17 protein-coding genes and 1 pseudogene are annotated in these 26,542 nt (G+C 66.0%); 13 read left to right on the top strand and 5 right to left on the bottom strand.

Annotation, left to right across the window (positions count from 1 at the left end):
* Positions 1 to 36: 36 nt before the first annotated feature.
* The 3 genes from FQV39_RS15680 to FQV39_RS15670 are packed head-to-tail and all read right to left on the bottom strand — an operon-like array spanning position 37 to position 2,524.
* Positions 37 to 1,020, bottom strand: a complete 984-nt coding sequence (locus FQV39_RS15680) for an NAD(P)H-quinone oxidoreductase (protein ID WP_149131130.1) — start codon at positions 1,018 to 1,020, stop codon at positions 37 to 39.
* The gene (locus FQV39_RS15675) at positions 1,017 to 1,655 is read right to left on the bottom strand and encodes a fumarate hydratase C-terminal domain-containing protein (protein WP_149131129.1); all 639 of its coding nucleotides are present in this window, start codon (positions 1,653 to 1,655) and stop codon (positions 1,017 to 1,019) included. The genes FQV39_RS15680 and FQV39_RS15675 overlap by 4 nt, the downstream gene beginning before the upstream one ends.
* Entirely contained in the window at positions 1,655 to 2,524 is an 870-nt protein-coding gene (locus FQV39_RS15670) for a fumarate hydratase (RefSeq protein ID WP_149131128.1), read from the bottom strand. Before FQV39_RS15670 ends, FQV39_RS15675 begins: the two co-directional genes overlap by 1 nt.
* 182 nt (positions 2,525 to 2,706) lie before the next feature.
* Between FQV39_RS15670 and FQV39_RS15665 the strand changes: the two genes are divergently transcribed.
* The 5 genes and pseudogenes from FQV39_RS15665 to FQV39_RS34415 all read left to right on the top strand — a co-directional run.
* The gene (locus FQV39_RS15665; protein WP_149131127.1) at positions 2,707 to 4,158 is read left to right on the top strand and encodes an aromatic amino acid ammonia-lyase; all 1,452 of its coding nucleotides are present in this window, start codon (positions 2,707 to 2,709) and stop codon (positions 4,156 to 4,158) included.
* A 244-nt stretch (positions 4,159 to 4,402) separates the two neighbouring features.
* Positions 4,403 to 5,341: a LytTR family transcriptional regulator DNA-binding domain-containing protein gene (locus tag FQV39_RS15660; RefSeq protein ID WP_210251106.1), complete on the top strand. Its 939-nt coding sequence runs from the start codon at positions 4,403 to 4,405 to the stop codon at positions 5,339 to 5,341.
* A gap of 222 nt (positions 5,342 to 5,563) precedes the next feature.
* Positions 5,564 to 6,724, top strand: a complete 1,161-nt coding sequence (gene ampH / locus FQV39_RS15655) for a D-alanyl-D-alanine-carboxypeptidase/endopeptidase AmpH (RefSeq protein ID WP_149131126.1) — start codon at positions 5,564 to 5,566, stop codon at positions 6,722 to 6,724.
* A gap of 50 nt (positions 6,725 to 6,774) precedes the next feature.
* Entirely contained in the window at positions 6,775 to 13,200 is a 6,426-nt protein-coding gene (locus FQV39_RS34140) for an autotransporter domain-containing protein (RefSeq protein WP_187639944.1), read from the top strand.
* A gap of 28 nt (positions 13,201 to 13,228) precedes the next feature.
* Positions 13,229 to 13,587: pseudogene (locus tag FQV39_RS34415) on the top strand (phosphotransferase); the annotation flags it as partial.
* 297 nt (positions 13,588 to 13,884) lie between these two features.
* Here the strand turns inward: FQV39_RS34415 and FQV39_RS15610 are convergent.
* Positions 13,885 to 15,171, bottom strand: a complete 1,287-nt coding sequence (locus FQV39_RS15610) for a tyrosine-type recombinase/integrase (RefSeq protein WP_187639943.1) — start codon at positions 15,169 to 15,171, stop codon at positions 13,885 to 13,887.
* A gap of 220 nt (positions 15,172 to 15,391) precedes the next feature.
* Complete coding sequence (locus FQV39_RS15600; protein ID WP_149131124.1) at positions 15,392 to 16,288, bottom strand: LysR substrate-binding domain-containing protein; 897 nt, start codon at positions 16,286 to 16,288, stop codon at positions 15,392 to 15,394.
* Between the two features lie 278 nt (positions 16,289 to 16,566).
* Between FQV39_RS15600 and FQV39_RS15595 the strand changes: the two genes are divergently transcribed.
* The 8 genes from FQV39_RS15595 to FQV39_RS15560 all read left to right on the top strand — a co-directional run bounded on the left by FQV39_RS15595 (position 16,567) and on the right by FQV39_RS15560 (position 26,398).
* Positions 16,567 to 17,757 (top strand): DUF3734 domain-containing protein, encoded by a 1,191-nt coding sequence (locus FQV39_RS15595; protein WP_149133869.1) that lies wholly within the window; start codon positions 16,567 to 16,569, stop codon positions 17,755 to 17,757.
* A 31-nt stretch (positions 17,758 to 17,788) separates the two neighbouring features.
* Positions 17,789 to 18,586 (top strand): acetoacetate decarboxylase, encoded by a 798-nt coding sequence (locus FQV39_RS15590; protein WP_149131123.1) that lies wholly within the window; start codon positions 17,789 to 17,791, stop codon positions 18,584 to 18,586.
* Positions 18,564 to 19,394 (top strand): 3-hydroxybutyrate dehydrogenase, encoded by an 831-nt coding sequence (locus FQV39_RS15585; protein ID WP_149131122.1) that lies wholly within the window; start codon positions 18,564 to 18,566, stop codon positions 19,392 to 19,394. Before FQV39_RS15590 ends, FQV39_RS15585 begins: the two co-directional genes overlap by 23 nt.
* Before the next feature lie 309 nt (positions 19,395 to 19,703).
* The gene (locus FQV39_RS15580; RefSeq protein ID WP_248313025.1) at positions 19,704 to 20,756 is read left to right on the top strand and encodes an efflux RND transporter periplasmic adaptor subunit; all 1,053 of its coding nucleotides are present in this window, start codon (positions 19,704 to 19,706) and stop codon (positions 20,754 to 20,756) included.
* Positions 20,753 to 21,832 carry an efflux RND transporter periplasmic adaptor subunit gene (locus tag FQV39_RS15575; RefSeq protein ID WP_149131121.1) on the top strand — a complete coding sequence of 360 codons (1,080 nt, stop codon included), beginning with the start codon at positions 20,753 to 20,755 and terminating at the stop codon, positions 21,830 to 21,832. Before FQV39_RS15580 ends, FQV39_RS15575 begins: the two co-directional genes overlap by 4 nt.
* On the top strand, positions 21,829 to 24,936 hold the full coding sequence (locus FQV39_RS15570; RefSeq protein ID WP_149131120.1) for an efflux RND transporter permease subunit: 3,108 nt from the start codon (positions 21,829 to 21,831) through the stop codon (positions 24,934 to 24,936). Before FQV39_RS15575 ends, FQV39_RS15570 begins: the two co-directional genes overlap by 4 nt.
* A gap of 141 nt (positions 24,937 to 25,077) precedes the next feature.
* Complete coding sequence (locus FQV39_RS15565; RefSeq protein ID WP_187639942.1) at positions 25,078 to 25,770, top strand: TetR/AcrR family transcriptional regulator; 693 nt, start codon at positions 25,078 to 25,080, stop codon at positions 25,768 to 25,770.
* A gap of 133 nt (positions 25,771 to 25,903) precedes the next feature.
* A complete protein-coding gene (locus tag FQV39_RS15560) occupies positions 25,904 to 26,398 on the top strand; it encodes a BTB/POZ domain-containing protein (protein ID WP_149131118.1) in 495 nt (164 codons plus the stop codon).
* Positions 26,399 to 26,542 lie beyond the last annotated feature (144 nt).

Genomic DNA, 26,542 nt, shown 5'->3' with positions numbered 1-26,542 from the left:
GACAGGGCCTTTGTTTTTCGCTCGCGCCCCCGACGTTCAGGCCGGCATGGTCAGGACTACCTTGCCGATCTGCTCACCCGCATCCATCAGCGCGTGGGCATCGCGGACATCGCCCCAGTTGAAGGTCGCGCAGATATGGCTGCGGATCGCGCCGCTGGCGAGCAGCGGCCAGACCTGCTCCACCAGCTCGGCCGCGATCCGGCCCTTATAGGCGGCGTCGCGCGGCCTGAGCGTCGAGCCGGTCAGGGTCAACCTGCGGCGCACGATGTTGCGGACATTCACCTCGGCCGTCTGGCCGAGATGGCTGGCGATCAGCACGACCCGGCCATCGGGGGCGAGCAGCCCGAGCTGCTTTTCCGTATAGGGGCCGGCCTGCGCATCGAGCACCACGTCAACCTTCTCCTTCCCGATCGCAGCCTCGATCTCGGCGACCCAGTCGGCGCGGTAGTCGATCGCGTGGTCGGCGCCGATCTCCAGGCTGACCGCTCGCTTCTCGGGCGAGCCGGCGGTCGCGATCACGCGCGCGCCGCGCAATTGCCTGGCGATCTGGATCGCCGCCATGCCGACGCCGCTCGTCCCGCCCTGGACCAGCAGGGTCTCGCCCTGTGCCAGCCGGCCGAGCCAGATGACGTTGTTCCAGGCGGTGAAAAAGACCTCCGGCAGCGACGCCGCTTCTGCGAAGGAGAAGCCGCCCGGCAAGGGCAGGCATTGCGAGGCCGGAACCGCGCAGAATTCGGCATAACCACCGCCATTGGCGAGCGCGCAAACGCTGTCGCCGACCTTGGGCCAGGCAACCTCGGTCCCGACCGCCTCGACCACGCCGGACACGTCGAGACCCGGCAGATCGGTCGCGCCGGGCGGCGGCGGATAGAGCCCGCGCCGCTGCTGGATGTCCGGGCGGTTCACTCCGGCGGCACGAACCCGGATCAGCACATCGGCCGGGCCGAGCTCAGGCCGCGGACGCTCGCCGAAGGCCAGAACCTCGGGGCCGCCCGGCCGGGTGATTTCGATCACTTTCATCGTGGTCTCTCTGTTTCGTCCGGAGCGGTGCGAAGCGACTGCAAAATTTCGGGCATGCGCTCGCGAGCCGAAGTCATCAGGCGCTCGTAGATCGAATTGCCATGAGCATCGATCGCGACGATGACCGGGCCGAAACCGTCGAGCCGGATGCGGTTCAGCCGGAACTGCATGATGAGGTCGGTCCAGGCGCAATCCGCCACGGACTGAACGCCCTGGCTGAGTAAGGCGGAAGCGCCACCGACGAAGGAGAAATAGACGCAGCCCGCCTCCCGCATCGCTTCCACGCTCTCCCGCCCGAGCCCGCCCTTGCCGCCGGTCGCGGTGAGCTGCAGCGTCCGGATCAACGTAGGCATCAGATGATCGAAGCGGCTCGACGTCGTCGGATTGACGTAGTGGAGCGGACCGGGGCCGGCGTCGCCCTCCTCGTAGCTGACGCCCATATGGAAGAACGAGCCGCCGCGCAGCGGCAATGGCAGCTCGCGGCTGGCTTCAAGCTCCGCCACCATGCGCTTCTGCGTCGGCATGCCGACGGTCGCGACGGCGTCGCCGTCGAGCAGCACGACATCGCCGAGCTTCAACGCCCGTGCGGCCTCCGGCGACAACGGCAGGGAAAGGCGGGGCAGGGACGCGCTCATCACTCGACCCGCTCCACGACACCGGAATTGTAGATCCGAGCGCGGGTGCGCCGGTTGATCCAGCAGTTGAACGAGACGGCGACGGGCGTGAAGCCGTGGCCCGAGGCGTATTCGACATGGACGCCGAAGGTCGTCGTCGAGCCGCCGACTCCCATCGGGCCGAAACCCATCTGGTTGACCGCGCGGGTCAGACGCTCCTCCATCGCCGCGATCATCGGTTCGGGATTGTGCTCGCCGAACGGGCGCAGCGTCGCATCCTTGGAGAGCTTCGCGGCATGGTCGAAGGTGCCGCCGATGCCGACGCCGACGACCACCGGCGGGCAGTGCTGGCCACCTGCGCGGAGGACGAGCTCAAGGACGCAGCGCTCGATCTCCTCGAGGCTCGGGCTGACCAGCGTCTCGACCGCCGCCCAGCGCCCGCCGCCGAGCGCCTTCGGCGCGCAGGTGATGTCGAGGTAGTCGACATCACCGATCAGCTCGCAGGAGATGAGCGGCATGTCCTTGCCGTGATAGCTGCGCTCGTTCGTCAGCGGATTGGTGACGAAGCGCAGGATCGGCGGCTGAATGGTGCGGACGAGATCGGCGAAGCCATCGACGATGGCCTGGCGGATGTCGCCTTGCATGCGCACGCCGGAGCCGATCTTGATCGTGTAGCTCGGCACGCCGGCATCCGAGCACAGGAACTTGCCGGTCTGTTCGGCGCGCTCGGCACTGTCGAGCATGAAAGCCAGCGTCTGCCGTGCCTGTGGCTCGGTTTCCGTGACGAGCGCCTTGCGGAATTCTGCCTTCGAGGATTCCGGAATCCGGCGCAGCGACCAATCATAGAGATCGGCGGTGACTTCCTTGACCAGATCGTAGGTGATTGCCATGCGCTGTGCCCGTTTCGACGGGGGCGAAACTAGCCGATCCCTGCGCGTTGGTCGGAAGCGCATGCGATATTTCAATCAATGAAACGGGGACCTTTCCCGGCCGTGCGCATGCGCTTCCCATTAATGACGGAATCGGTCAGGCGTGGCTGCGCTGCGCGGGCTTTGTTGGGAACGGATCTGCCATGAGCCAAGTTGATATCACCGGTTTCGATCTCACGATCGAGCAGCTCGTCCGCATCGCCCGCGAGCAAGCTCCGGTCTCGATTGCGCCGGCTGCGGCCCAGCGAATGGAAGCCGCGCGCGCGGTGGTCGACGCGGCCGTGGCCCGCGGCGACCGAGTCTATGGCGTCACCACCAGCGTCGGCGCCAAGACCGGCGTGCCGCTCGCGCCCGATCGCATCGGCGAGTTCAATCGCCGCCTCCTGCTCACCCATAACGTCGCACATGGGCCTCTCGCGCCATGCGAAGCCGTCCGGGCGATGATGGCGGTGCTGCTCAATTCGATGGCGAGTGGGCGGCTCGGCGTGCGGCCCCTGCTCGCCGAACGGCTCGCCTCTGCCCTGAACGAGGACCGCGCGATCGCGGTCCATATCTGGGGCTCGATGGGCCAGAGCGACATGGCGCCGATCACCGATCTGGCGCTGGCGCTCTATTCCGATATCGAACTGCAGGCCGGCGAAGCCCTGGCGCTGCTGAATTCCAGCGCGCTTGCCCTGGGGACCGCGGCACTGGCCATGGCCGATCTGCGCCACAGCCTCGATCTCTGGAGCCTGATAGCAGCCCTCAGCATGGAGGGCTTCGCCGCCAACCCGTCGATCGTCTCTGAAGCCGCGCTGCAATCGCGTCCCTTCGCCGGGCTCAACCGGCATGGCGTGCGAATCCGCGGCTACCTCGCCGGCAGTTATCTCTTCGCCAAGGGCGGGCCGCGCCACCTGCAGGATCCGCTCAGCTTCCGCTCGCTGCCGCTGCTCCACGGCACGGCGGCCGACAGCCTGGAGTTCGCCTACGGCCAGGTCGAAGCCGAGCTGCGGGCGAGCCAGAACAACCCGATCGTCTCGATCGAGGAGCAGGCGCTGATCTCCGTCGCCAATTTCGACACGGTCTCGCTGTCGATGGCGCTCGACGTCGCGCGGCTGGGTTTCGCCCCGGTCGTAACCAGCTCGGCGGAGCGCGTTGCCAAGCTGGTCGATTCCTTCTGGTCGGGCCTCACCGTCGGGCTGATCGAGGAGGATGGCGTCGGCCTGCCCGGCTTTAACGGCTTGGCCCAGTTCCACAAGGCGATCACGTCCGAGGCCCGGCTCGCCACCGCGCCGGTCGTGCACGAGCTCGCCAGTTCGAGCCACTCGAATGGCAATCTCGACCGGGCCGGCATGGCGGGGCTGGCGGCCCGCAAGACGGCCGAAGTCGCGAGCCTGTGTCGCTCGATCGCAACGATCGAATTGCTCGTCGCGGCTCAGGCCGTCGATGTCCGGAAGGCCGCCCCGCTTGGCGCCATGACGGGCAGGCTGCATGCGTTGGTTCGCGAGGCGACTCCCTTTGCCGCGGCGGGCGACCGGGTGCCCTATGTCGATCCCCTGCTGCGACTGATCGGGCAACGCGACGCCGAGATCCGCAGCATGCTCATGGTTGGTTGAGGGCTCCAGGGACCAGGCCGAAAGCTGCCGGCTTCGACCTCCCTCGGTCTGCGCGTCGCCAGGCTCTGCTGCTCCGTCCGCTTGCTGACGAGCTTCCGGGAGCTCCTCTTGCGTCGTGCTCAAGGCGCCGGTGCACCAGAGGTCAGAGGCAAGCGAATGAAAGCAGGACTCAGGCGGGTGTTGATTTTTGGTGAGGTTGGCCCTGAGTAGACCGGTTGGTCGGCAGCAAAAGGTCCTTCCCCGCATGGTCGAGTATCCGGCGCCCGCGGCCGATGCCGTCTACGAGGTCTATCCATCCGCGGCATGCGGCGACGGGAACACACCGAGCTGGCCTTACCATATGGCCAAGTGGTTGTTTCAGGAGCCCATCGACGTTGCGATCACCGCCGCGCTGGCTGAAATCGGCGAACGCGCCGGAGCGGATCGGGCCTGGATGTTCGAGTACGACGCCGAGCTGCTCCGTTTCCGGAACACGCATGAGTGGAGCCGGCAAGGCGTCCGGTCCTTCGTCGAGGATCTGCAGAACACGCCGGTGACGATGATCGCCTGGCTCCACCAGTTTCTGGTGAAGGGCCAGGCGGTGATGATCAACCGCGTCGCCGACCTGCCACGCCCGGCACGCGCGCTCCAGGTCGAGATGCTCAGGCAGAATGACAAGAGCGTGCTCAGCGTTCCGGTCTTTCATGAGGGGCGCTTGCGCGCCTGCATCGGTTTCGATGCAACCATCGCGATCCGGCGCTGGCCATCCGCCGACATCAAGGCGCTGTTCCAGTGCGCCGATCTGATCGCGCTGGCGCGCTATGGCTTCCTTCGGGGCGGGCGATCTCTCGCCGATGCCTCGAGGGCCTTCGCCCCGCTGATCTATCTGCGCCGGCCGGGGCAAATCATCGGGGTCGAGCCGCAAGCCATCCTCGGCGTCCGGTCCGCGCGCGACTATGTGAATGTATGGCTGCAGGATGGTTCGGCCGTGCTGGATCTGCGCCCCCTCGCGCTCTGGACGGGAATGCTGCCCTCGGCGTCCTTCCTGCGCGTCCACCGCACGGCGATCGTCAACTTGCAGCATGTCAGCGGCCTCGACCGACGCGCAGGCGATCGCTGGATCATCGGGCTCAACCGTCTGGCCGAGGGCTGGCCGGTCTCGCGACAATACCGGCAGGAGTTGCGGAAACGCCTCGGCGTCTGAAGGCCGCTGCCGATTCGTGGCGCTCCCACGTCTCGTCATTTAACTGATTTCTCACGATGGATTCGGCCTGAAGCGCCGTTCGTCGAACCCACATGTCTGTTCGTCGAATAGCACTTGCCGCTTGGCGGGGGCGCAATCTCAATGCGGAAATCGTTCGACGGATCCGCCTCGCCTATGCCTTTTCGCCGTCCCCTTGTCCTCAGCGCCCTGAAACCGAGATGCATGCCGACGCATAAGGCAGCACGGTTCGCTCTCTGCTTCCTGCTCGCGATCGTGACGGCTGTGGGCTGGCAGCGGGCAGCCGCCGAAGATCTTGCTCTGCGTGAGGCGGCGTCGATGGCCGGCGTCGGCATGTTCCTCAACGCACGCGCTCCCGGCCTGATCCTCGCCGTCGTCCGTGGTGAGGACAGCTTCATCGCCGGCTATGGCGAGACCGCGCCGGACAGCGGCAAGGAGCCGGATGGCCGTTCGATCGTCCGCATCGGCTCGGTCTCGAAGGTCTTCGCGACCGATGTGCTCGCAGCAATGACGGCCGCCGGACGGGTTGCCCTCGATGCGCCGCTCGCCCGTTATGCCCCGCCCGGCAAGACGCCGCTGGCTTTCGAAGACAGGCCGGTCACCCTGCTCGACCTCGCGACGCATTCAGCCGGGCTGCCACGCGAGATGGCCGACCCGGCGACGCCGCCTGGCGAGAAGAACCCGTTCGCTGCCTACAGGGCCTCCTACTACTGGGACTGGCTCGCCACGCATCGCCCTGCCTATCGAGCGGGCACCACCGCGATGTACTCGAACTTCGGCTTCGGCCTGCTCGGCGAGGCGCTCGGCAGGGCTGGCGGCAAGCCCTTCGCCCAGCTGGTGCAGGAGCATCTGACCACGCCGCTCGGCATGGGCGACACCGTGCTGCGCCTTTCCGAGGTGCAGAAGCCCCGGCTGATGACCGGGCTCGACCCGTTCGGAAAGCCCGACCCGAACTGGGAGGCGAGCGAGGTGATGCAGGCCAGCGCCGGCATCTACACCACCGCCGACGACATGGTGAGGTGGATGCGCTGGCACCTTGCGGACGATGCGGCCGGGCGGCCGGCGCGGACACTCGCACATGCGCTCTGGCGACCGCATGACGGGCTCTCCCGCCTGGTCGGCGTCGAGGCGACGGACTCTGAGGGGATGGGGCTGGGCTGGATCATCAGCCGGTCAAAGGACCGGGTGCCTCTCCTGCTCGGCAAGAGCGGCGGTCTCGGCGGCTTCATGAGCTATGTCGTGCTCTCGCCCAATCGCAGGCTCGGCATCTTCGTCGTCGCGAGCAAGGTCGACTTCGCCATGTTCGAAGGGCTGCGGACCGCCGTCCGCGACCTTGCGGCGGAACTGGCTCCGGCCGGCCCATGAGCGGCGCGACGGCACATTCCGCGCGAAAGGCCCCAGCGCCATCGATGCAGGTGCGGAACCTCGCATGCTCGACCGCCATGGCCCGGGTGGCGCGGGCTCTGCTGTGCTCGGCGGCGCTCGGCGGCCTGCTGCTGCCGGCACAGCGGGCGATGGCGCAGCAGGGTCAGGGTGGCGCTGGAGGAAGCCATGGCGCCAGCAAACCACGCGAGGGCGGCTCCGGCGATATCAATGGCCCCTGGCATGCAGGCGGTGGTGGCGGCGGCGGCGGCCGCTACGCCAAAGGCAACAAGTATCGGAACGCCGACGGTCCCAAGGGCGGTATAGGCGGCAGCGGTCCTGATGCGAAGGGCGGCGGCGATGGCGGCGATGTCGGCATGCCCGGCGGTTTTGGCACTGTCGGTGCGCCCGGCGACGCTCCGATCATCCGCGCCAGCGACGGACATGACGGCGGCAGCGGCGGCGGCGGCGGTGGCGGCACGCATGGCTCGGCCCTCAGCTTCATCAATCCGGATGCGTCGGCACCAACCAGCGGCACCGTTCAGGGGCAGAATGGTGGCAGCGGCGGCGCCGGCGGCGACGGCGGCCACGCGATCACCTCCTATGTCTTCATTCCCTATGCCTACTCGGCCCATGGCGGTGGTGGCGGCGGAGGCGGCGGGGGCGGAGGCGGCGGCACCGGCCTCGCAATTACCTACGCGCCGAACAACGCCGCGACAGTGAACTTCAATTCCGGGGCGATCGGCGGCGGAAACGGCGGTGATGGCGGAAAGGGGGGCGATGGCGGCAAGGGCGCCCATGCCTGGGAGACCCAGGCGAACTGCAACGAGCAGGGCTGCACGACCATCACCGTCTATCCGGGGGACGGTGGCAATGGTGGCGGCGGTGGCAATGCGGGCGGCGGCGGTCCCGGCATCTTCTCGCGCTTTGGCGGCAGCTACCGGATCGGAGCCAGCGCGACCGTCTTCGGTGGCGCGGGCGGCGCGGGTGGCGCGGGCGGAGCAGGTGGCGATTCCGGTGATCTATACGGCTACAACCTGCCGAACGGCCGTGTCGGCAATGGCGGCAGCGACGGGCGTGGCGGCGATGGCGGCGACGGGCTCTCCATTGGCGGCCCTGCGACCGTCACCATCGAAAGCCACGCCAGTGTGAGCGGAGGTGCCGGCGGCGCTGGCGGGGGTATGAGTGGGCAGGGCGGGGCGGGTGGCGCCGGCTTGCGCGTCGACGATCACAACAACGGCAATAGCGGCGTGTCCACGATCAGCAATGCCGGCAGCATTCGGGGTGGGAACGGCGGCAATGGTGGCGGCAGTGCATTGGGCGGCACCAACGCCGGCGACGGCGGGGCCGGCGGCACCGGCCTGGACGCGATCGGAGCGGTCGGCCGGATCGTCAACTCCGGAACGATCACCGGCGGCGACGCAGGCAAGGGAAAATCCGGCATAAGCGGCCTCGGTGTGATCTACGGAGGTACCGGCGTCATCTACGGCGGTAACGGGGCGATCCTGATCAATAGCGGCAGCATCATCGGCGGGCTCAATTCCGATGGAACCCGTGCCCCCGCGATCAAGGCCTACAACACCACCCTGGAATTGCGCGCAGGGTCGAACATCGTCGGAGACGTGCTCTCTTCCTTCGGCTCTTCGCTCGCCTTGGGTGGCGATCAGGCCAGCGGTTTCGATCTCGCGCGCTGGGGAACGCAATATCGGGGGTTCGTCGAACTCTACAAGACCGGCTCGAGCACCTGGACCTTGTCGAATGCGGCCGGCGCCGGCGCCCAGTACACCTATGTCGACGGCGGCACGCTCGCCTTCTCGGCCGGCGCGGGGCTTCGGACCGAGCACACCGGTACCGTCGAGAGCGCAGCCGGTGCCTCGGCGGCAGTAGTTGTCGACGGTGCGAATGCACGCTGGACGGTTGGGGAGGCTCTGACCATCGGCAGCCAGCGCAGCGGCAGCCTCGGCATATCGAATGGCGGAACAGTCCGCGCCGGCTCCGTGAGCGTCGGAGCGATGAGCGGCGGATCCGGAACGATCAATATCACGGGCAACGGCTCGCAATTCGGCTCCGGCAGCCTTGTGCTCGGGGGGGGCGGTTCGGGATCGGCCCTCGTGTCCGGCGCCGGTGCGAGCCTGATGGCCGATACGCTGACGATCGCGAATTCCGGCAGCGGCAGCCTAACCGTCGCCGGCGGTGGCAAGGCAGGCGCGGGTGGCGGCCGGAAAATCGAGGTCGCCAGGAATGCGGGCAGCTCCGGCACCATCAATATCGGTGCGGCGGCCGGACAGGCCGCGGCTGCGCCCGGAACGCTTGCCAGCGATATCCAGTTCGGTGCCGGCACCGGCAGGCTGGTCTTCAACCATACCTCCGGCAACTACACCTTCTCCAACGCGATTTCCGGCGCAGGCGCTATCGACTTCCGCGCCGGCACGACGATCCTCACCGCCGACAGCGGAGGCTTCTCGGGGCCGACAACGATCGCCGGCAGCACTCTCCGGATGGCAGATACCGCCCGTCTTGGCGGCACGGTCAGCATCGATGGCGGGGGCCGAGTCGAGGGCGGTGGCAGCATCGGCGCGACAACCGTCAATAACGGCGGCACACTCGCCCCCTCCGGTTTGAACTCGCTGACGGTCAACGGCAACCTGACTGTCAACGGCGGCGGCACGATCAAGCCGTCGGATATCGCTGCCCTTACCGTCAACGGCACGCTGACGCTCAACCCGACCAGCAATTACGACTACCAGCTGCGCGGGTATGGTGCTTCATCCCCCGGCTCGACGGCCACGCGCGTCAACGGCAACCTCGTTCTCGATAGCGGCAGGCTGAACCTCGCCAGCAGCGCGCAACCCGCGATCGGCTACCATCGCGTCTTCACCTATAGCGGCGGCCTGTCGAACAGCGGCTTTGCGATCGGGAGCACACCCTCCACCGGCGCATTCGGCTACACCTACACCGTCGATACCTCGCAAAGCGGCAAGGTCGACGTCCTCGTCAACCCCAATGGCCTCACCATCCTGCAGCTCTGGGGCACGACCTCGGCCGGCGGTGGCAGCGGCACCTGGAACGCCCCCAACCAGAACTGGTTCGACTTCGGCGGCGCGACGCCGACGCAATGGGGCAGCGGCTACGGCGTCTTTCGCGGGCCGGGCGGAACGGTCTCGATCGCGGGCGTGGAGAGCGCTGTCGGTCTGCAGTTTGCCGGTGGCAGCTACACCTTGACCGGCGGAGCCGGTGACAGCCTCAACCTGCATGGCTTCAGCGGCGGCGGCATCACCATCACCACGCCGGAAATCCGCGTCCTCGCTGACGAGACGGCTCGGATCGACGCGACGATCACCGGCACGGATGGGCTCGAGAAGACCGGCGACGGTACCCTGATCCTCGGCGGCACCAACAGCTACAGCGGCGGCACCGCGGTCTCGGGCGGGACCCTGCAGATCTCCGCCGACGCCAACCTCGGCGCGGCCGGCGGCGGGCTCACCTTCGACAATGGCGCGCTGCATACGACGGCAGACATCGCCTCCGCCCGGAACGTCGCGTTGCGCGGCACCGGCGCGATCGAGACGGACGCCGGCACCACATTGACCCTGTCCGGCCCGGTGAGTGGCGCCGGCGGGCTGATCAAATGGGAAGACGGCACGCTTCTTCTCACCGGCAACAACAGCTGGTCGGGCGGGACGCTGATCACCGCCGGCACCATACGGGCCGGTGGCGCCGGCGCCTTGCCAACCATGACCGACTGGGTGATGACCGGCGGCAGGCTTGACCTCGCCGGTCACAACCTTTCGATGGCCTTCCTGGCCAGCACCGGCGGCGAGATCGCGCTCGGCGGCGCCGACCTGACCGTTAATCAGGCGCAGGACAGCCTCCATGCCGGAACCATCACCGGCGCGGGCCGCCTGTTGAAGGACGGCCCCGGCGCGTTGCTGCTGACCGGCACCAACAGCTATTCCGGCGGCACGGTGATCCGCAACGGCACGCTCGCCGTCATCGCCGACGCCAATCTCGGCAGCGCGGCCTCAACCATCGCCTTCGACGGTGGGGGGCGGCTGACGACGCTGGCCGACATCACCAGCAGCCGCTCGGTTACGCTCTCCGGCACAGGCTCGATCGAGACCGCCGCCGGTACGAGCTTCGTCCTCGGCGGCTCGATCAGCGGCAGCGGCAGCCTGGTCAAGGAGGGTTGGGGCACGCTGACATTGACTAGCAGCGTCGGCCATACCGGCGGCACGAGGATCGCGGCCGGCATGCTCCAGATCGGCAATGGCGGCACGACGGGCGAGCTCGCCGGCGACGTCGCGAACGACGCTGTTCTGCGCTTCAACCGCTCGAACCAGGCCAGATTCGACGGCGCCATCTCCGGCAGCGGCGTCGTCGTTCAGTCCGGCTCCGGGACGACGATTCTGACGGGCACCAACTCCTACGCCGGTGGCACGCTGATCGAGGCCGGAACCCTGCAGGTCTCGCGCGACGGCAATCTCGGCGCCAGCGCAACCGCTGTCACCGTCCTCGGTGGAGCGCTGCGCTTCGGTGCTTCGTTCAATACCGATCGCACCGTGCTGCTGATCGGCAATGGCACGGTCGACACCAACGGTCACGATGCAATGCTGACAGGCGGCGTCTACGGCTATGGCGATCTGATCAAGGCCGGCGCGGGCACGCTGACGCTGGCCGGAACGAACTATTATCGCAACACCGTCGTCAGCGCCGGTACACTGATCGGCGATGCCGCGTCGATCTCCGGCAACATCGCCAATAACGGCACGGTCGTTTTCAACCAGCGCGACGACGCCAGCCTTGCGAGCGTATTCTCCGGCACCGGCCAGTTCACCAAGACCGGAGGCGGGGCCCTCAAACTGACTGGCGACAGCTCCGGCTTCTCCGGCTCGACCACGGTGTCTGCGGGCACGCTCGTCGTCAACGGCGCGCTCGGCGGCGGGCTCGGCGTCCTGTCGGGCGGCCGGCTGCAAGGCAGCGGCACCGTCGGGCCGACCACGATCCACACCGGCGCGACGATCGCCCCGGGCAACTCGATCGGCACGCTCACCGTCTCCGGCGACATCCGCTTCGAGCACGGCGCGATCTACGAGGTCGAGGTCAGGCCGGGCGGCTCGTCGAGCGACCTGATCCGCGCCAGCGGCAAGGCGCGCCTCTCCGGCGGGTCGGTGGTCCATATCGGCGAGGACGGCCCCTACTGGGCGAACCAGCGCTACACCATCCTGACGGCCGATCAGGGCGTCGAAGGCCACTTCGACGATGTCAGCTCCAACTACCTCTTCCTCGATCCGAAGCTGGAATACGATACGAACAACGTCAGGCTGACCTTGCTGCGCAACGACCTGCCGTTCGCCGCGATCGCGCAAACGCGCAACCAGGCCCAGACAGCGCTCGGACTGGAAAGCCTCGGCGATGCCAGCCCGCTCTGGCTGAGCTTCACGCAGCTGCGCGACGAGGGCGAGGCCCGGCGCGCCTATGACAGCCTGTCGGGCGAGATCCATGCCTCGGCCAAGACGGTGCTGATCGAGGGCAGCCAGCCGGTGCGCAGTGCGGTGTCGGACCGGATTCGCGCCGCCTTCGACGGAATTGGTGCGCCGCGGATTGCGACGCTGGCCTATGCCTCGAGCCAGGGGGCGGTCGCGGCAGCGGCGAGTGAAAGCTTTGCCCTGTGGGCGCGTGGCTTCGGCTCCTGGGGGCAGACGCGCGGCGACGGCAACGCCGCCTCCCTCACACGCTCGAGCGGCGGTCTCGTTACCGGCTTCGACGTTGCGGTGGCGTCAGAGGCGCGGCTGGGCGTAGCGGCGGGCTATTCGCGCTCTACCTTCGAGGTTGCTCGCCGCCGCTCCCGCGGCGAGGCGGACAACTACTATATCGGCCTCTATGGCGGAGCCGAACTCGACCGCTTCCGCCTGAGTGGTGCTGTCACCTATGCCTGGCATGAGCTCGAGACCCGGCGCAGTGTCGCCTTTTCCGGCTTCGGCGAGGAGCTGCGCTCCGATTCAGATGCCCGCAGCCTGCAGGCCTTCGGCGAGATCGCCTATCGCTTCGATCTCGGCCGGGCCGCCTTCGAGCCCTTCGCCAATCTCGCCTATATCAATCTCCGTAGCGGGGGCTTCGCCGAGACAGGCGGCGCCGCCGCGCTCACCGCCAAGGCGCAGACCACGGCCGTCGCTTTCGCCACGCTCGGTCTGCGCGCTCAGATGAGCTTCGATCTCGGCGGCAGTGTCGCGCGGATTAACGGTACACTCGGCTGGCGGCATGCCGCGGGCGACGTGACCCCGTTGTCGCTCCAGGCCTTCACCGGCGGCGCGCCGTTCTCGATCGCGGGCGCTCCGATCGCTCGTGACGCGCTGGTCGTCGGCACCAGCCTCGCGCTGAACGTCGCACCAGGCGCCGAGATCGCGGTGTCCTATGACGGCCAGCTCGCACAGCGCGCCGCCGATCACGCCTTCAATGCCAGGCTTGCGGTAAAGTTTTGATGGTGCCGGTGGTCAAAACGGCCAATCGCGGGCGTGTGTCGAGGCCGGTCTCGTGGACGAAGAGAGTTTCGACGACGAGCGCCTCGGACGCAGCGCAGCCGAACTGTTCGATGAGTTGCTCCGGCTGAGACCTCCACGTGAGGAGAATGTGGTTGCCCAAGGGGACGCAACCTTCGCCAATCTGCTGGCGCAGAACGGCCAATTCTCGGGCTTCATCGATTGCGCCAGGCTTGGCCTCGCCGACCGGCATCAGGATTTGGCGCTCATCGTCCGAGACATCCGACATGTCATGGGTGAGGAATGGATCGAACCATTGCTGCGACATTACGGCCGGGACGCCGACCCGGAACGCCTCGCCTTCTATAATTGCTGGACGAGTTCTTTTGAGGCCGCGCCATGCTGGCGGCGATGCCGCACCGATTCGCGATCAAACTCTCCCAGAGGGCCGGACCTTAGCGTGCGATCGGCGGCAAATGGCAGAGGGTTCGAACGCGAAGCCCGCGCGATCGGTTGGCGGGCGGCCTCGCGCAAGGCAAAGACTGGCGGACAGGGCGGGATTCGAACCCCCGTCGGGCGTTCCCCAGCCGGATCAGGGGGATACGCCGGCACAGGGCCGTGTGGGAACCGTTCCGGGGGAATCGTTGGGGGAGCGGCGTCTCTCGTGCAGCCGAAATGTGCGTCGGGTCAATGGCCTCGAATCCCGGGAACGATTTCGTGAGCCTGACGAGCCCCCCGTCCCGATCGCGACGGCGCGGGCGACCCATCCCTCGGAACCCGGGGCCCATTGGCCGTGACGGGAGGCGCAGCGGAGGCGCGTGCGGTGGCCCGCGGACGCGCGCCGCCCCGGCGGCAAACCTCCTTCGGCAGCCGGACCGCCTCGACGCACGCCCTCTTTGCCTCCATCGAAGAGGGGCCGGGATACAGACCCATGGTCATGGGAAGCGGCATGTCGTTGAGCGAATGGCCCATCACCTCCGCGAGGGTCCAGGGCGTAAAGCCCCTCGCGCCGCGTGCGAACGCGTCCAGCGCCTTGCGGTCGAACCACCGTCGGAACGAATGGAAGTCGACGGCCGATTGGCGGACGCCCTCCGCGCGTTCGTCCACCCCAAGGTTCCGGCGGCTCTTGACGAAGGCTTGGCCAACCGGCGCGGCGCGACCCCGCTCGGCACTCCGCTGCGGCGGGATCTCATGGAAGACATCGGCGGTTGCGGGCTTCCCATCCGTCCTCCTCTTCAAGATCGCGGAAATGTCGGGGTGGATCGGGATGCTGCGGACGGCGGCCTTGGTCTTGCCTTTGCGAACGGCAATCTCGCCGTCGCCGACATCCCCGGCGCGAAGTTCGGCAATCTCGTTGATCCGCATCCCGGTGAGGGCGGCGACCCGGCACATGTCCGCCAGCGGTTGCGCGACAATCCCAGTGAGGAGCCTCGCGACTTCGTCATCCGTGAAGGGGCGCTTGGCTGCGCTCCCCTGTCCATTGCGGGTGTCGAACCGCTGCCGGCTCCACGGATTTTCGCCGGTCACGTAACCGCGCTTTTCCAGCCATGCGATGAACCCCGAAGCAAGAATGCTGGCTCTGATCGCAAACTGCGATGACGTGGAAAGACTCCAGGGCTGGATCAACAGTGCCAGGAAGCAGGGGAACAAGGCAGTTGAAGAGGCTGCGTTCCGCCGGCGCATTGAGATCTTACCGAAGGAAGCGCCCGGGACTGTCGAACATGACCTCTGGCGAACGATCCACGCGTTCGAGCATGTGCTGACGGAGGAGCGCGGTAAGACAACGAGGCTGGGCCGAACCCGACAAAAAGTAGCTCGCGTAGGCGAAGTCGAAACGTTGAAGGACTGGGCCAATGGCGCACGGAGGGCTTCGACATGCTCATCGAGCGCGGCATGCCTGAGCTGACCGGCGAAGCGATTGTTCTCCGGCACGCGAGACGGTTCGACAATGCGGTCGTTGACGCGGCGCGCCATCGTCTTGAGTCCGCAGGTATAGACACGGCGGCCCTATCATCCTGATGAAGCCGGCCGCTCCACGCAAACGGGCGAGTCGGTGTGGTCAAATTCGCCCGAGGTTGAACCGAGTAGGTTCGTGCCGACGGCCTATTTGAGCCGCGATCTCTGAGAGCCAGGCAAGCAATCTCTGTTGCGCTCGGTACTTTATCGCGAGCCGAGTGATGGCTCGACCTGCGCATCACGGCTTCTCGACCCGGACCATCTTCAGAAAATTGACGACGGCGGGGTCCTCGAAGTCGCGGCGGAAAACAACCTCGGTGCCGATCTGGATCGTATTGCCCGAGATGGGCCGGTAGACCACGTGCTCGCCGATGCTGATGGAACTGACCGACGATGGCACGATGGCCACGCCCAGTCCGGCGCCGACCAGGCTGATAAGAGAAAATCCGCTGCGCGCCTCATGCGCGACGCGCGGTGCAAACCCGAGCGTTAGCTGGACCAAGGAGCGGTCCTGCTCGACTTCCGACCCGACATAGAGGATGAAGGGTTCATCGGCGAGCGCCTCCCGCGGAATGCGGCTGCGCTGCGCTAGGGGATGATCCACCGGAAGCGCGATCCGCAGCGGCCATTCCATCAGGCGGATCGCATCGAGTTCCTGCGGCAACTTCCAGGCAGGGCTTCCGATAAAGCTGGCGAGAAAGCCGATTTGAATTCGGCCTTCCAGCAACTGGGCGATCTGGGTGCTCGGATGCAGTTCTTGCAGGCCGAGCTCGACGTCGGGCATGTGCCGCCGGTACTCCCGCAGGGTTTTGGACAGCACTCCAGAATAGGAAACGTCGGCGGAATAGCCAATTTCAATGCGGCCGATCTCGCCGCGCCCCGCCCGGCGGGCCACGACCGCAGCATGCTGCGCCTGGTCAAGGGTGCGGCGGGCCTCCTTGAGGAACAGCCGCCCAGCCTCCGTCAGAGTAACGACCCGGTTTGTCCGGTTAAGGAGTTGGACCCCCAGCGTCTCCTCCAGCGCCTTGATCTGAATGCTCAGGGCCGGCTGCGCGATATGGAGGCGCTCCGCGGCTCGGCCAAAATGCAGCTCTTCGGCCGTCGCGACGAAGTACCGGAGGTGTCGCAGGTCCATTGATGCAATTCCTAAATCATACTCTCGAAATCGGTGCGGCAATCACCGCCCGCGTAAGCGGAAGAAGCGATTGATATCATATTTCAATCGTGGCTTCTGCAATAATATATTGGACCAAGATTTTATGCTGACCTATCAGCGCTTTCGACTTGGCCGGTCGCGTGGACCGTCGATCGCTCGCTGGAACATGTACCGACTGCATACGGCCTGCTGAACTCGCGCCTGATTTCACAATGGCTGCGGCATTTTTACTTGAGACGATGATGGAAGATCAAAAAATGACCCGCACGCCAGCCGGCTTGCATCGGCCAATCGTAACATCGCGGCAACGCTCTTCTCGGCCGCCTTTCGATTGCATCGCCCTCCTCCTTCAGGGCGGCGGCGCACTGGGCTCCTATCAGGCGGGCGTCTATGAGGCGCTGACCGATGCCGGGCTGCATCCCGACTGGGTCGCTGGCATCTCGATCGGCGCCATCAACGCCGCAATCATCGCCGGCAATGCGCCCGAGGAACGGGTCGCACAACTCCGGGTCTTCTGGGAAGGTATCAGCGCCAATCCGCTCCTCGATTGGGCGCTGTCCCATGACTCGTTCATGCCGAAGGGCGATGCGGCACGCGGAGTCTTCAATCAGATCAGCGCATCCTTCGCGCTCTTTGGCGGTGCCGCCGGATTTTTTGCGCCTCGGCTCCAGATTCCGTGGCTGCAACCAGCGGGCACTGAGGAGGCAACCAGCTACTACGATACGAAGCTCCTCAAGGAGACGCTCGAACGGACCGTCGATTTTGAGCGCGTCAACTCCGGCGAAATGCGGTTCAGCGTCGGCGCGGTCAATGTGCGCACCGGCAATTTCGTCTATTTCGACAATAGGACCCATGTCATCCGGCCTGAGCATGTGATGGCGAGCGGCGCCCTGCCGCCGGGCTTTCCGCCGGTCGAGATCGACGGCGAGTTCTACTGGGATGGCGGTCTGATCTCGAACACGCCGCTGCAATGGGTCGTCGAGGAGGGACCACGCCAGGACACGCTCGCCTTCCAGGTGGACGTGTGGAGTGCGCAAGGAGATCTCCCGCGCAACCTTGCCGAAGTGGCAACACGACAAAAGGAGATCCAGTACTCCAGCCGGACCCGCGCGAATACAAATCAATTCAAGCGTGTCCAACACCTGCGCTCGGCGCTGGGCAAACTCCTGGCGAAACTGCCCGAAGATCTACGAGAGACCGACGAAGCAAAGCTTCTGGGCGGAGAGGCCGCTCAAAAGGTCTACAACCTCGTGCACCTGATCTACCGCGCGCAGGGTTATGAGGGGCACTCCAAGGACTACGAGTTCTCACGCCTCACCATGCGGGAGCATTGGCGCGCCGGATATCAGGACGCGACCAGAACACTGCGCCATCCCGAGGTTCTGGAGCGGCCAGCCACGCCCGACGGTCTGCGCACCTTCGATCTCGCCCAGCACGGGCGTGAGTAGTTGCATTCAGCATATAGGAAAGAACAAGACTATGAGAGAGGACGAGGTGCGCGAGCGCGCCTTCTCGATGCCGTTGACGAGCCCGGCCTTCGCGCCAGGCCCCTACCGCTTCGTGAACCGCGAATATCTGATCATCACCTACCGGACCGATCCGGCCCGGCTCAGGGCCCTTGTTCCGGAGCCGCTCAAAATTGACGAGCGCCGGCCGCTGGTGAAATACGAGTTCATCCGGATGCCAGACTCGACCGGCTTCGGCGACTACACGGAATCCGGACAGGTTATCCCGGTCAGTTTCGACGGGCGCAAGGGTGCCTATACGCATTGCATGTTCCTCGACGACGAGCCGCCCATCGCCGCTGGACGCGAACTCTGGGGCTTTCCAAAGAAACTCGCCAGCCCCTCGTTGCGCACTGAGATTGATACGCTGATCGGCACGCTCGATTACGGCCCCGTGCGCGTTGCCACGGGCACCATGGGCTACAAGCATAGGCCAGCGGATCAAGATTCCGTCCTCGCCTCACTGCTGGAGCCCAACTATCTCCTGAAGATCATTCCTCATGTCGATGGCACGCCGCGCATCTGCGAACTCGTCGAGTACCATCTCGAAAGCGTCGCGCTGAAGGGCGCCTGGACGGGCCCGGCGGCGCTCGACTTCACCTCCCACGCGCTGGCACCGGTCGCGGAGCTGCCCGTGCTGGAGGTCGTCTCGGCAGTCCACCTCGTCGCTGACCTAACGCTCGGGCTCGGCACGGTCGTGCATGACTATCTGGAAACGCCGCGTCGTAAGACCCTGAAGGAAAACACCCATGACTACGCTTACGCAAAGTGACGTGCTGAGCCGTCACCTCCGCCGTCACGTCCCTCTCGAAGGCAAGGTGGCCGTAATCACCGGGGCGGCGAGCGGCATCGGAAAGGAGATTGCGCTCACCTTTGCCCGCGAGGGCGCCAAGGTGGTCATCGCCGATCTTGACCGCGACGCGGCCGAGGCCACGGCCCGGGACATTGATCCGAGCGCTAAGCGGGCGCTCGCCATCGCGATGGACGTCACTGACGAAGCGCAGGTCGAGGCGGGCATGTCGCGCGCGATCGACGCTTTCGGGCGAGTGGATGTTCTGATCAGCAATGCCGGTATCCAGACCATCGCGCCCGTTGTCGACCTCGAATTCGCCAAGTGGAAAAAGTTGATGAGCGTCCATCTGGACGGAGCCTTTCTCACGACGCGTGCCGCCCTGAGGCGGATGTACCGGCAGAAGAGCGGCAGCATCATCTACATCGGCTCTGTGCATTCCAAGGAGGCCTCGCCGCTCAAGGCTCCATATGTCACGGCGAAACACGGTCTCATCGGCCTTGCCAAGGTCGTGGCCAGGGAGGGCGGCGCTCACGGTGTCCGCTCGAACGTAATCTGCCCCGGCTTCGTGCGCACGCCGCTCGTCGACAAGCAGATACCGGAGCAGGCACGCGAACTCGGCATCTCCGAGGAGGACGTCGTCCGGACGGTCATGCTGAAGGAGACTGTCGACGGCGAGTTCACCACGGTGGCGGATGTGGCTGAGACCGCCACGTTCCTCGCCGCTTTCCCGTCGAATGCGCTCACCGGCCAATCAATCGTCGTCAGCCACGGCTGGTCCATGCAGTAGTCGCTCGCCGCCAGATCCGGGGGCGGTCGGGGTCGATCGATCCCGGCCGCTTTGCCATGTCTGGTCTACGCGAAAGCCGGCCGAGACGTCTCGACCCGAGACCATCGGCGTGACTCGGGACCGTCCTGGCATTGACCACGGCGCCTTGTGCAATTGATATTTTTTTCAAATCAAAAGAACCTTAACAATATATTGGACCATATATCAGGACGTGCCTATTCCATCCCCTGAACTTTGGCTTCCAGCCAGCGAAAGGGGCATGTGATGGAATACAGTCGTCGATGGCGGAGATCGGCCTGCTGCACGGCAATGCTTGCCGTGACGGGCCTCACCGCCTGCCAGGAACAGACCAGCGGCCCGGAGAACCCGCCGACCGCTGTGCAGGTCGAGGTGGCGGCGCTGGCCGACTACGCGCCGGCCATTCGACTGACGGGCGAGATTCGCCCCCGGGTCGAAAGCGAGCTGTCGTTCCGGGTGGCAGGTCGCATCACCGAGCGCTTGGTCAATGTCGGCGACCACGTGACGGCCGACCAGGTGCTGGCCAGGCTCGATCCGCAGCAGCAGCAGGCGACGGTCACCGCCGCTGAAGCTGCCGTGGCATCCGCCGAGGCTGTGCTCCGCCAGGCGACCTCCAGCTACGAGCGTCAGAAGGCGCTACTCGCCCGAGGTTTCACGACCCAGCGCGAACACGATCAGGCCGAGGAAGCCTACCGCACGGCCCAGGCCTCTCGCGCCGATGCGCGAGCTCGGCTCGGCACCGCCCGCGACCATCTTTCCGACACCGTGCTGCGAGCCGGCGTTGCTGGCGTCATCACGGCCCGCAATGCCGAGATGGGGCAGGTCGTGCAGACGGCGCAGACTGTGTTTTCAATCGCCCAGGACGGGCCGCGCGATGCTGTGTTCAATGTCAACGAGTCAATCTTCACCCACGAGCTCACCGATCCCGCCATCGCGCTGACGCTGGTGTCCGACCCGGCCGTGACGACAACGGGCGCCGTGCGTGAGGTCTCGCCGACCGTGGACAGGGCGACGGGGACCGTCAGGGCCAAGGTCGGCCTCGCGCAGTCGCCGGCAGCAATGACGCTCGGTGCTGCCGTCATCGGCGAGGGCCGGCTCGAGCCCCGCAAGCTCGTGGCAGTGCCGTGGAGTGCCCTGTCCAGCGGAAGCGGCCAACCGGCCGTGTGGATTGTCGACCCCCAGACCAAGGCCGTGTTGCTGAAGCCGATCACCATCGAAGGCTACGAAACCGGGAAGGTTTTTGTGCGGGAGGGGCTGCGGCCTGGGGAGATCGTCGCGACCGGCGGGACGCAGTTCTTGCGGCCCAACCAGGTTGTCGCGGTCGCCAAAGGAACAGCCCAATGAATCCCATCCTGATATCCCTGACCGTCCTCGGCTCAGCCGCTCTGCTCTCGGGCTGCAAGGAAGAGCACCACGCGGAGGTGCCAGCTCTCCGGCCCGTTCTCTCCGTCGTTGTGACCCCGCAGACGGCGCGGACCCTGGGCTTCGCGGGAACCGTCGAGCCTCGCTACAAGTCCGACATCGGCTTCCAGGTGCTTGGGCGCATCGTGAGCCGTGACGTCAATGTCGGCGACGCCGTCAAGAAGGGGGATCGCCTGGCCAGGCTCGATCCCGTCGCTTATGAGCTTGCCGTGCGGTCGGCTCATGCCGACTTGGCCAGCGCCTCTGCCCGTCTCGAAAACGCCGCCGCGACCGAAGCTCGCCAGCGCAAGCTGCTCTCGCAGGACATCTCCAACCAGGCGCAGTTCGACGCCGCCACGCAGGTGCACGAGTCTGCGTTGGCGGGCATCACCCGCGCCACGGCGGAGCTCGAAAAGGCCGAGGAGCAGCTCAGCTACACCGAGCTGCACGCTGATTTCGACGGCGTCGTCACCACTGTTGCGGCGGAGCCCGGGCAGGTGGTCCAGCCGGGCCAAACGGTCGTCTCGGTGGCCCGCCCCGAGATCCGCGAGGCGGTGGTCGACGTGCCCGAGAGCGTCGGGCGGGATCTCAAGCCGCAAGCGCGCTTTGACATCGCCCTGCAAGTCGATCCTTCGGTCCGCGCTGCCGGATCGGTGCGGGAGATCGCCCCGCAAGCAGATCCCGCCACCCGCACGCGGCGGGTCAGGATCACCCTCGACAGCCCGGCGAAGAGCTTCCGTCTCGGAACGACGATTACCGCAACGGTCACGACGCCGGCTTCCCCGGGCATCGAGCTGCCGGCCACGGCCCTGCTGGAGCTGGATGGCAAGACCCTGGTCTGGGTCGTCGATCCGGCCACCAGGTCGGTGTCGACCCAGGACGTGACGATAGCCGCGCGGGACCGATCATTCGTTCGAATCCTCGACGGGCTTGCCGCCGGCTCGCGCGTTGTCGTTGCCGGCGTCAACAGCCTGACCCCTGGCCAAACAATCAAGATCCCAGACGGGGCATTCCAATGACAAACCGCTTCAACCTGTCCGACTGGGCGCTCGAGCACCGCTCCCTCGTCTGGTACTTCATGATCGTCTCGGCCATCGCCGGCATCCTCGCCTATGTCAGTCTGGGGCGTGAGGAGGATCCGTCGTTCACCATCAAGACGATGGTGATCGCCGCCCAGTGGCCCGGCGCCACAGTCGAGGATACCGCCCGCCAGGTCAGTGACCGCATCGAGAAGAAGCTCGAAGAGCTCGACTCGCTCGACTATACCCGCAGCCAGACCACGCCTGGCCAGAGCGTCGTCTATGTCAACCTGAAGGACACGGTCAAAAGCCGCGACGTGCCGGGCGTCTGGGTGAAGGTCCGCAACATGATCAACGACATCAGGCGGGAGCTACCGCAGGGTGTCGTCGGCCCCGTCTTCAACGACGATTTCGGCGACGTCTTCGGCAATGTCTACGCCTTCACCGCGGACGGCCTGACCCAAAGGCAGCTACGCGACTATGTCGAGGACGTGCGGGCCAAGGTTCTCACGGTACCGAATATCGGTAAGGTCAACCTGATCGGCGCCCAGGACGAGGTGATCTTCCTCGAATTCTCGACGCGCGAGATGGCGGCCCTCGGCGTCAGCCAGCAGGAGGTTGTCCAGACGCTCCAGGCGCAGAACGCGATCACGCCGTCGGGCGTCATCGAGGCCGGCCGCGAGCGCATCAGCGTCCGGGTATCCGGGCAGTTCACCTCGGAGGAAAATCTCCGCAGCCTCAACCTGCGCGTCAACGACCGCTTCTTCCGCCTGAGCGACATCGCCACCATCAGCCGCGGCCATGTCGACCCGCCGCAGGCGCTGTTCCGGTTCAAGGGTCAGCCGGCGATCGGCCTCGCCATCGGGATGAAGACCGGCGCCAACCTGCTTCAGTTCGGCGAGGCGCTGAAGGAGCAGATGCACAAGATCACCGGCGAGTTGCCCATCGGCGTCGGCGTGCACCTCGTCGCCGATCAGCCCGTTGTGGTCGAGGAGGCTGTTGGCGGCTTCACCAAGGCGCTGTTCGAGGCCGTGGCGATCGTGCTGGTGGTCAGCTTCATCAGCCTGGGCATGCGGGCCGGCCTGGTGGTGGCCATTTCCATCCCGCTCGTGCTCGCCATGACCTTCGTAGTCATGCAGTATACCGGCATCTCTCTCCAGCGGATCTCGCTCGGAGCCCTCATCATCGCGCTTGGACTGCTGGTCGATGATGCGATGATTGCCGTTGAGATGATGGTGGCGCGGCTCGAGGCCGGCGACACGCTGCGCAAGGCGGCGACCGCCGTCTACACCTCGACCGCCTTCCCGATGCTCACCGGCACGCTCGTCACCGTCGCGAGCTTCATCCCGGTCGGCCTCAACAGCAGCAATGCGGGCGAATACACCTTCACGCTGTTCGTCGTCATCGCGGTCTCGCTGCTGCTGTCGTGGATCGTCGCGGTGCTGTTCGCGCCCCTGCTCGGCGTGGCGCTGCTCCCGAAGACGATGAAGAAGCATCACGACAAGCCGAGCAGGGGCGCGACAATGTTCTCGCGCGTCCTCGTCGGCGCCATGCGCTGGCGCTGGCTGACCATCGGCGTGACGGTCGCGATGTTTGCCATCTCGCTCTATGGGATGCGGTTCGTCGAGCAGCAGTTCTTCCCGTCCTCGGACCGCAACGAACTCCTCGTCGACTTCACCCTGGCGCAGAACGCCTCGATCACCGACACAAAGGCGCAGATGGACCGCTTCGAGGCCAAGCTCGCCGGTGATCAAGACATCGATCACTGGTCGTCCTATGTCGGCCAGAGCGCCGTGCGCTTCATCCTCTCCTTCGACCCGCAGCCGGCGAATCCCAATTACGGTCAGATGGTCATCGTGACCAAGAGCATCGCCGCTCGTGAGCGCCTCAGGTCCAAGATCAAGACCTGGACCCGGGAGGAGTTCGCTGGCCTGGATGTCTATGTCGACCTGCTGGCGGTCGGGCCGCCGGCCGGCCGGCCGGTGCAGTACCGGCTCAGCGGGCCTGACACCCAGAAGGTGAGGGAGCTGGCGCAGCAGCTCGCCGCTCTCGTCGGCGAGCATCCCCGGGTCAGCGATATCGGTTTCAACTGGAACGAGCCCGCCCGGGTGGTGAAGATCGACGTGCTCCAGGACAAGGCGCGCCAGCTCGGCGTGACCTCGCAGGACATCGCCGGCGTCCTCAATGGCGTGGTGGGCGGCACGAGCATCACCCAGGTGCGCGACGCGATCTATCTGGTCGACGTGGTGAGCCGGGCCAGCGCCGCCGAGCGGGGCGCCATCGAGACGCTGCAGAACCTGCAGTTGCCGGGCAAGAATGGCCAGTCCGTGCCGCTGGCGGCGGTCGCGACCTTCCGCTACGAGCTTGAACAGCCGGTGATCTGGCGCCGCAGCCGACTGCCGACCGTCACGATCCGGGGCAGCATCGTTGGCGAGACGCAGCCGGCCACCATCGTTCAGCAGCTCGAACCCAAGGTGCAGGAGTTTATCCGGGCGTTGCCGGCCGGTTACGCGGCGGTCGTAGCAGGCCCGGTGGAGGAGAGCGCCAAGTCCCAGGGTCCGATCGCGGCCGTGGTCCCGCTCATGCTGTTCCTGATGGCGACCATCCTGATGGTTCAGATGCAGAGCTTCTCGCGGTTGTTCCTGGTGGTGGCGGCGGCGCCGCTCGGGCTGATCGGCGTGGTGGCGGCGATGCTGCCCAGCGGCGCTCCCATGGGCTTCGTGGCCATCCTGGGCGTGCTGGCGCTGATCGGCATCCTGATCCGCAACTCGGTGATCCTTATCGTGCAGATCGAGGATCTGCGGCGGGAGGGCTGGGCCCCGTGGCAGGCGGTGGTCGAGGCCACCATGCACCGGACGCGGCCGATCCTGCTGACGGCGGCGGCGGCGAGCCTGGCGCTGATCCCGATCTCGCGCGAAGTGTTCTGGGGACCTATGGCCTACGCTATGATGGGCGGCATCATCGTCGGCACGCTGCTGACCCTCCTGTTCCTGCCAGCGCTCTACGTGGCCTGGTTCCGCATCAAGGCGCCCTCGCAACCTGAGTCGGAAGCGCAGCCTGAGGCGGAAGCGCAGCCCGCGCAGCCAACACCCGAGCTGGCCTAAGCCATCACGCTACCTGTTTGGTGTTCAGGACCGGAGCCACGCCCCCTCGGGTCTTGAATGCCAATACGGCCCCGGCCGCGTGCAAACTACTGCATGCGGCCGGGGTCACATCCTACAGCCTACCAAAAAGGACGAAATCCCATGCGCGGCGACAATCAGCCGGACGGTGAACGCCAGCTTGATCTCAGAAGCACGCTCACGAAAAGCCAGATCCTGGACGGCGCGCGCCAAGTCTTTCTCAGTAACGGCTTTGTGGGCACCAGCATCGACCAGATCACCGCTCACTCTGGCGTCTCAAAAGCTTCGATCTACCGCTATTTCGACAGCAAGGATGCGCTGTTCGGCGCGCTGATCACCGGGGAAGCGGAAAGGATCGCGGGCGCGCTGCCCTCCATCGATCCGGAGGACCCTGACCCAGCGTCCGCCTTGCGCCATTTGAGGATCGCGATCCTCGAAACCTTGAACAATCCGACGACCCTCATCACCCTGCGCCTGATCATCGGAGCGCTTAGCCGCTTTCCGCAGCTTGGAGAGGAGTTCCGGCGGAACAGCCTGGGCCCAACCGTCGAGAAGATCGCGGCCTATCTCGACGTCCGCGCCACGGCCTGTGACGTTCGGATCGACGATAGCCGTGCCGCGGCGGAGGAGTTCGCGCGGCGATGCCTGGCGCACGTGACCGAGCGTGTTCTGGTGCCCGGCCTGTCCTTCCTGACGGAAGCGGAGTGCACGGCTGTGGTCGAGGACATCCTTCGAAACGCCGCCGTTCGGCGGCGGGACAACGCTCACCATGGCGGGAGCAACGGCCCCACCACCCCCGACGACAGGCAAGTATGAGGTCGAGATAGCTTTCGCTCATCACTGCGCTGTCGAGCACGTGCTGCACCGCCTGTTTCGCATTCCTCCATTGGCCGGACGGCTAAAATCCCACCGAACAGATGCGTGAAGGCATAACTCCCGGACAAAGATCATGGACATCAATCCACAGTGGATCACCCTCGTCACAGCCTGCACCGCGATGATCGCGTCGATCGCCGGCCCGTTCGTCAATACGCGGATCGCCAAATTCCAGTTCAAGGCGGACGTGCTTTCGCTCAACCGCCAGAAATGGATCGAGACAATGCGCGACCTGGTGGCGAGCCTCAATTCGCAGTTCCTGACTGTGGCGGCGATTCGCCAGACCGTGGAGGAACCGACCAGCATCGTCATCGCCCGGGATCCGGAGCTGTTCAAGCGCGTGGAGAACCTGCTGCGGACGGTGTCCAAGATCGAACTCATGCTCAACCCGCTGGAGCCCGACCACCAGCATCTCAATGCCCTGATGAGGGAGGGGGTCGACCGACTTCGCGTACCGCCCCCGGAGCTGGACATCGAGGACCGCATCGAGGTCATCAGCCTCGACATCACCCAGGCCGCGCAAGCGATCCTCAAGCGGGAATGGCTGCGGGTCAAACGCGGCGAATGAAGCGCCGGTTCACGGCGATGAATCCGTGCGCCTTGATATTATTTTTCAAATCATAAGGCCGAAAACAATATATTGAACTGCCGTCATGTCGGGGGGGCCGGCAGAAATACCTCCACAAGCGACTGACGCAATGACCTCCAACAC

Origin of the sequence: Bosea sp. F3-2, from assembly GCF_008253865.1 — a bacterium.
In the GTDB taxonomy this organism is placed as follows: domain Bacteria; phylum Pseudomonadota; class Alphaproteobacteria; order Rhizobiales; family Beijerinckiaceae; genus Allobosea.
Note: the sequence above shows the minus strand (reverse complement) of the source record. Positions and strands in the feature narration are given on the sequence as shown.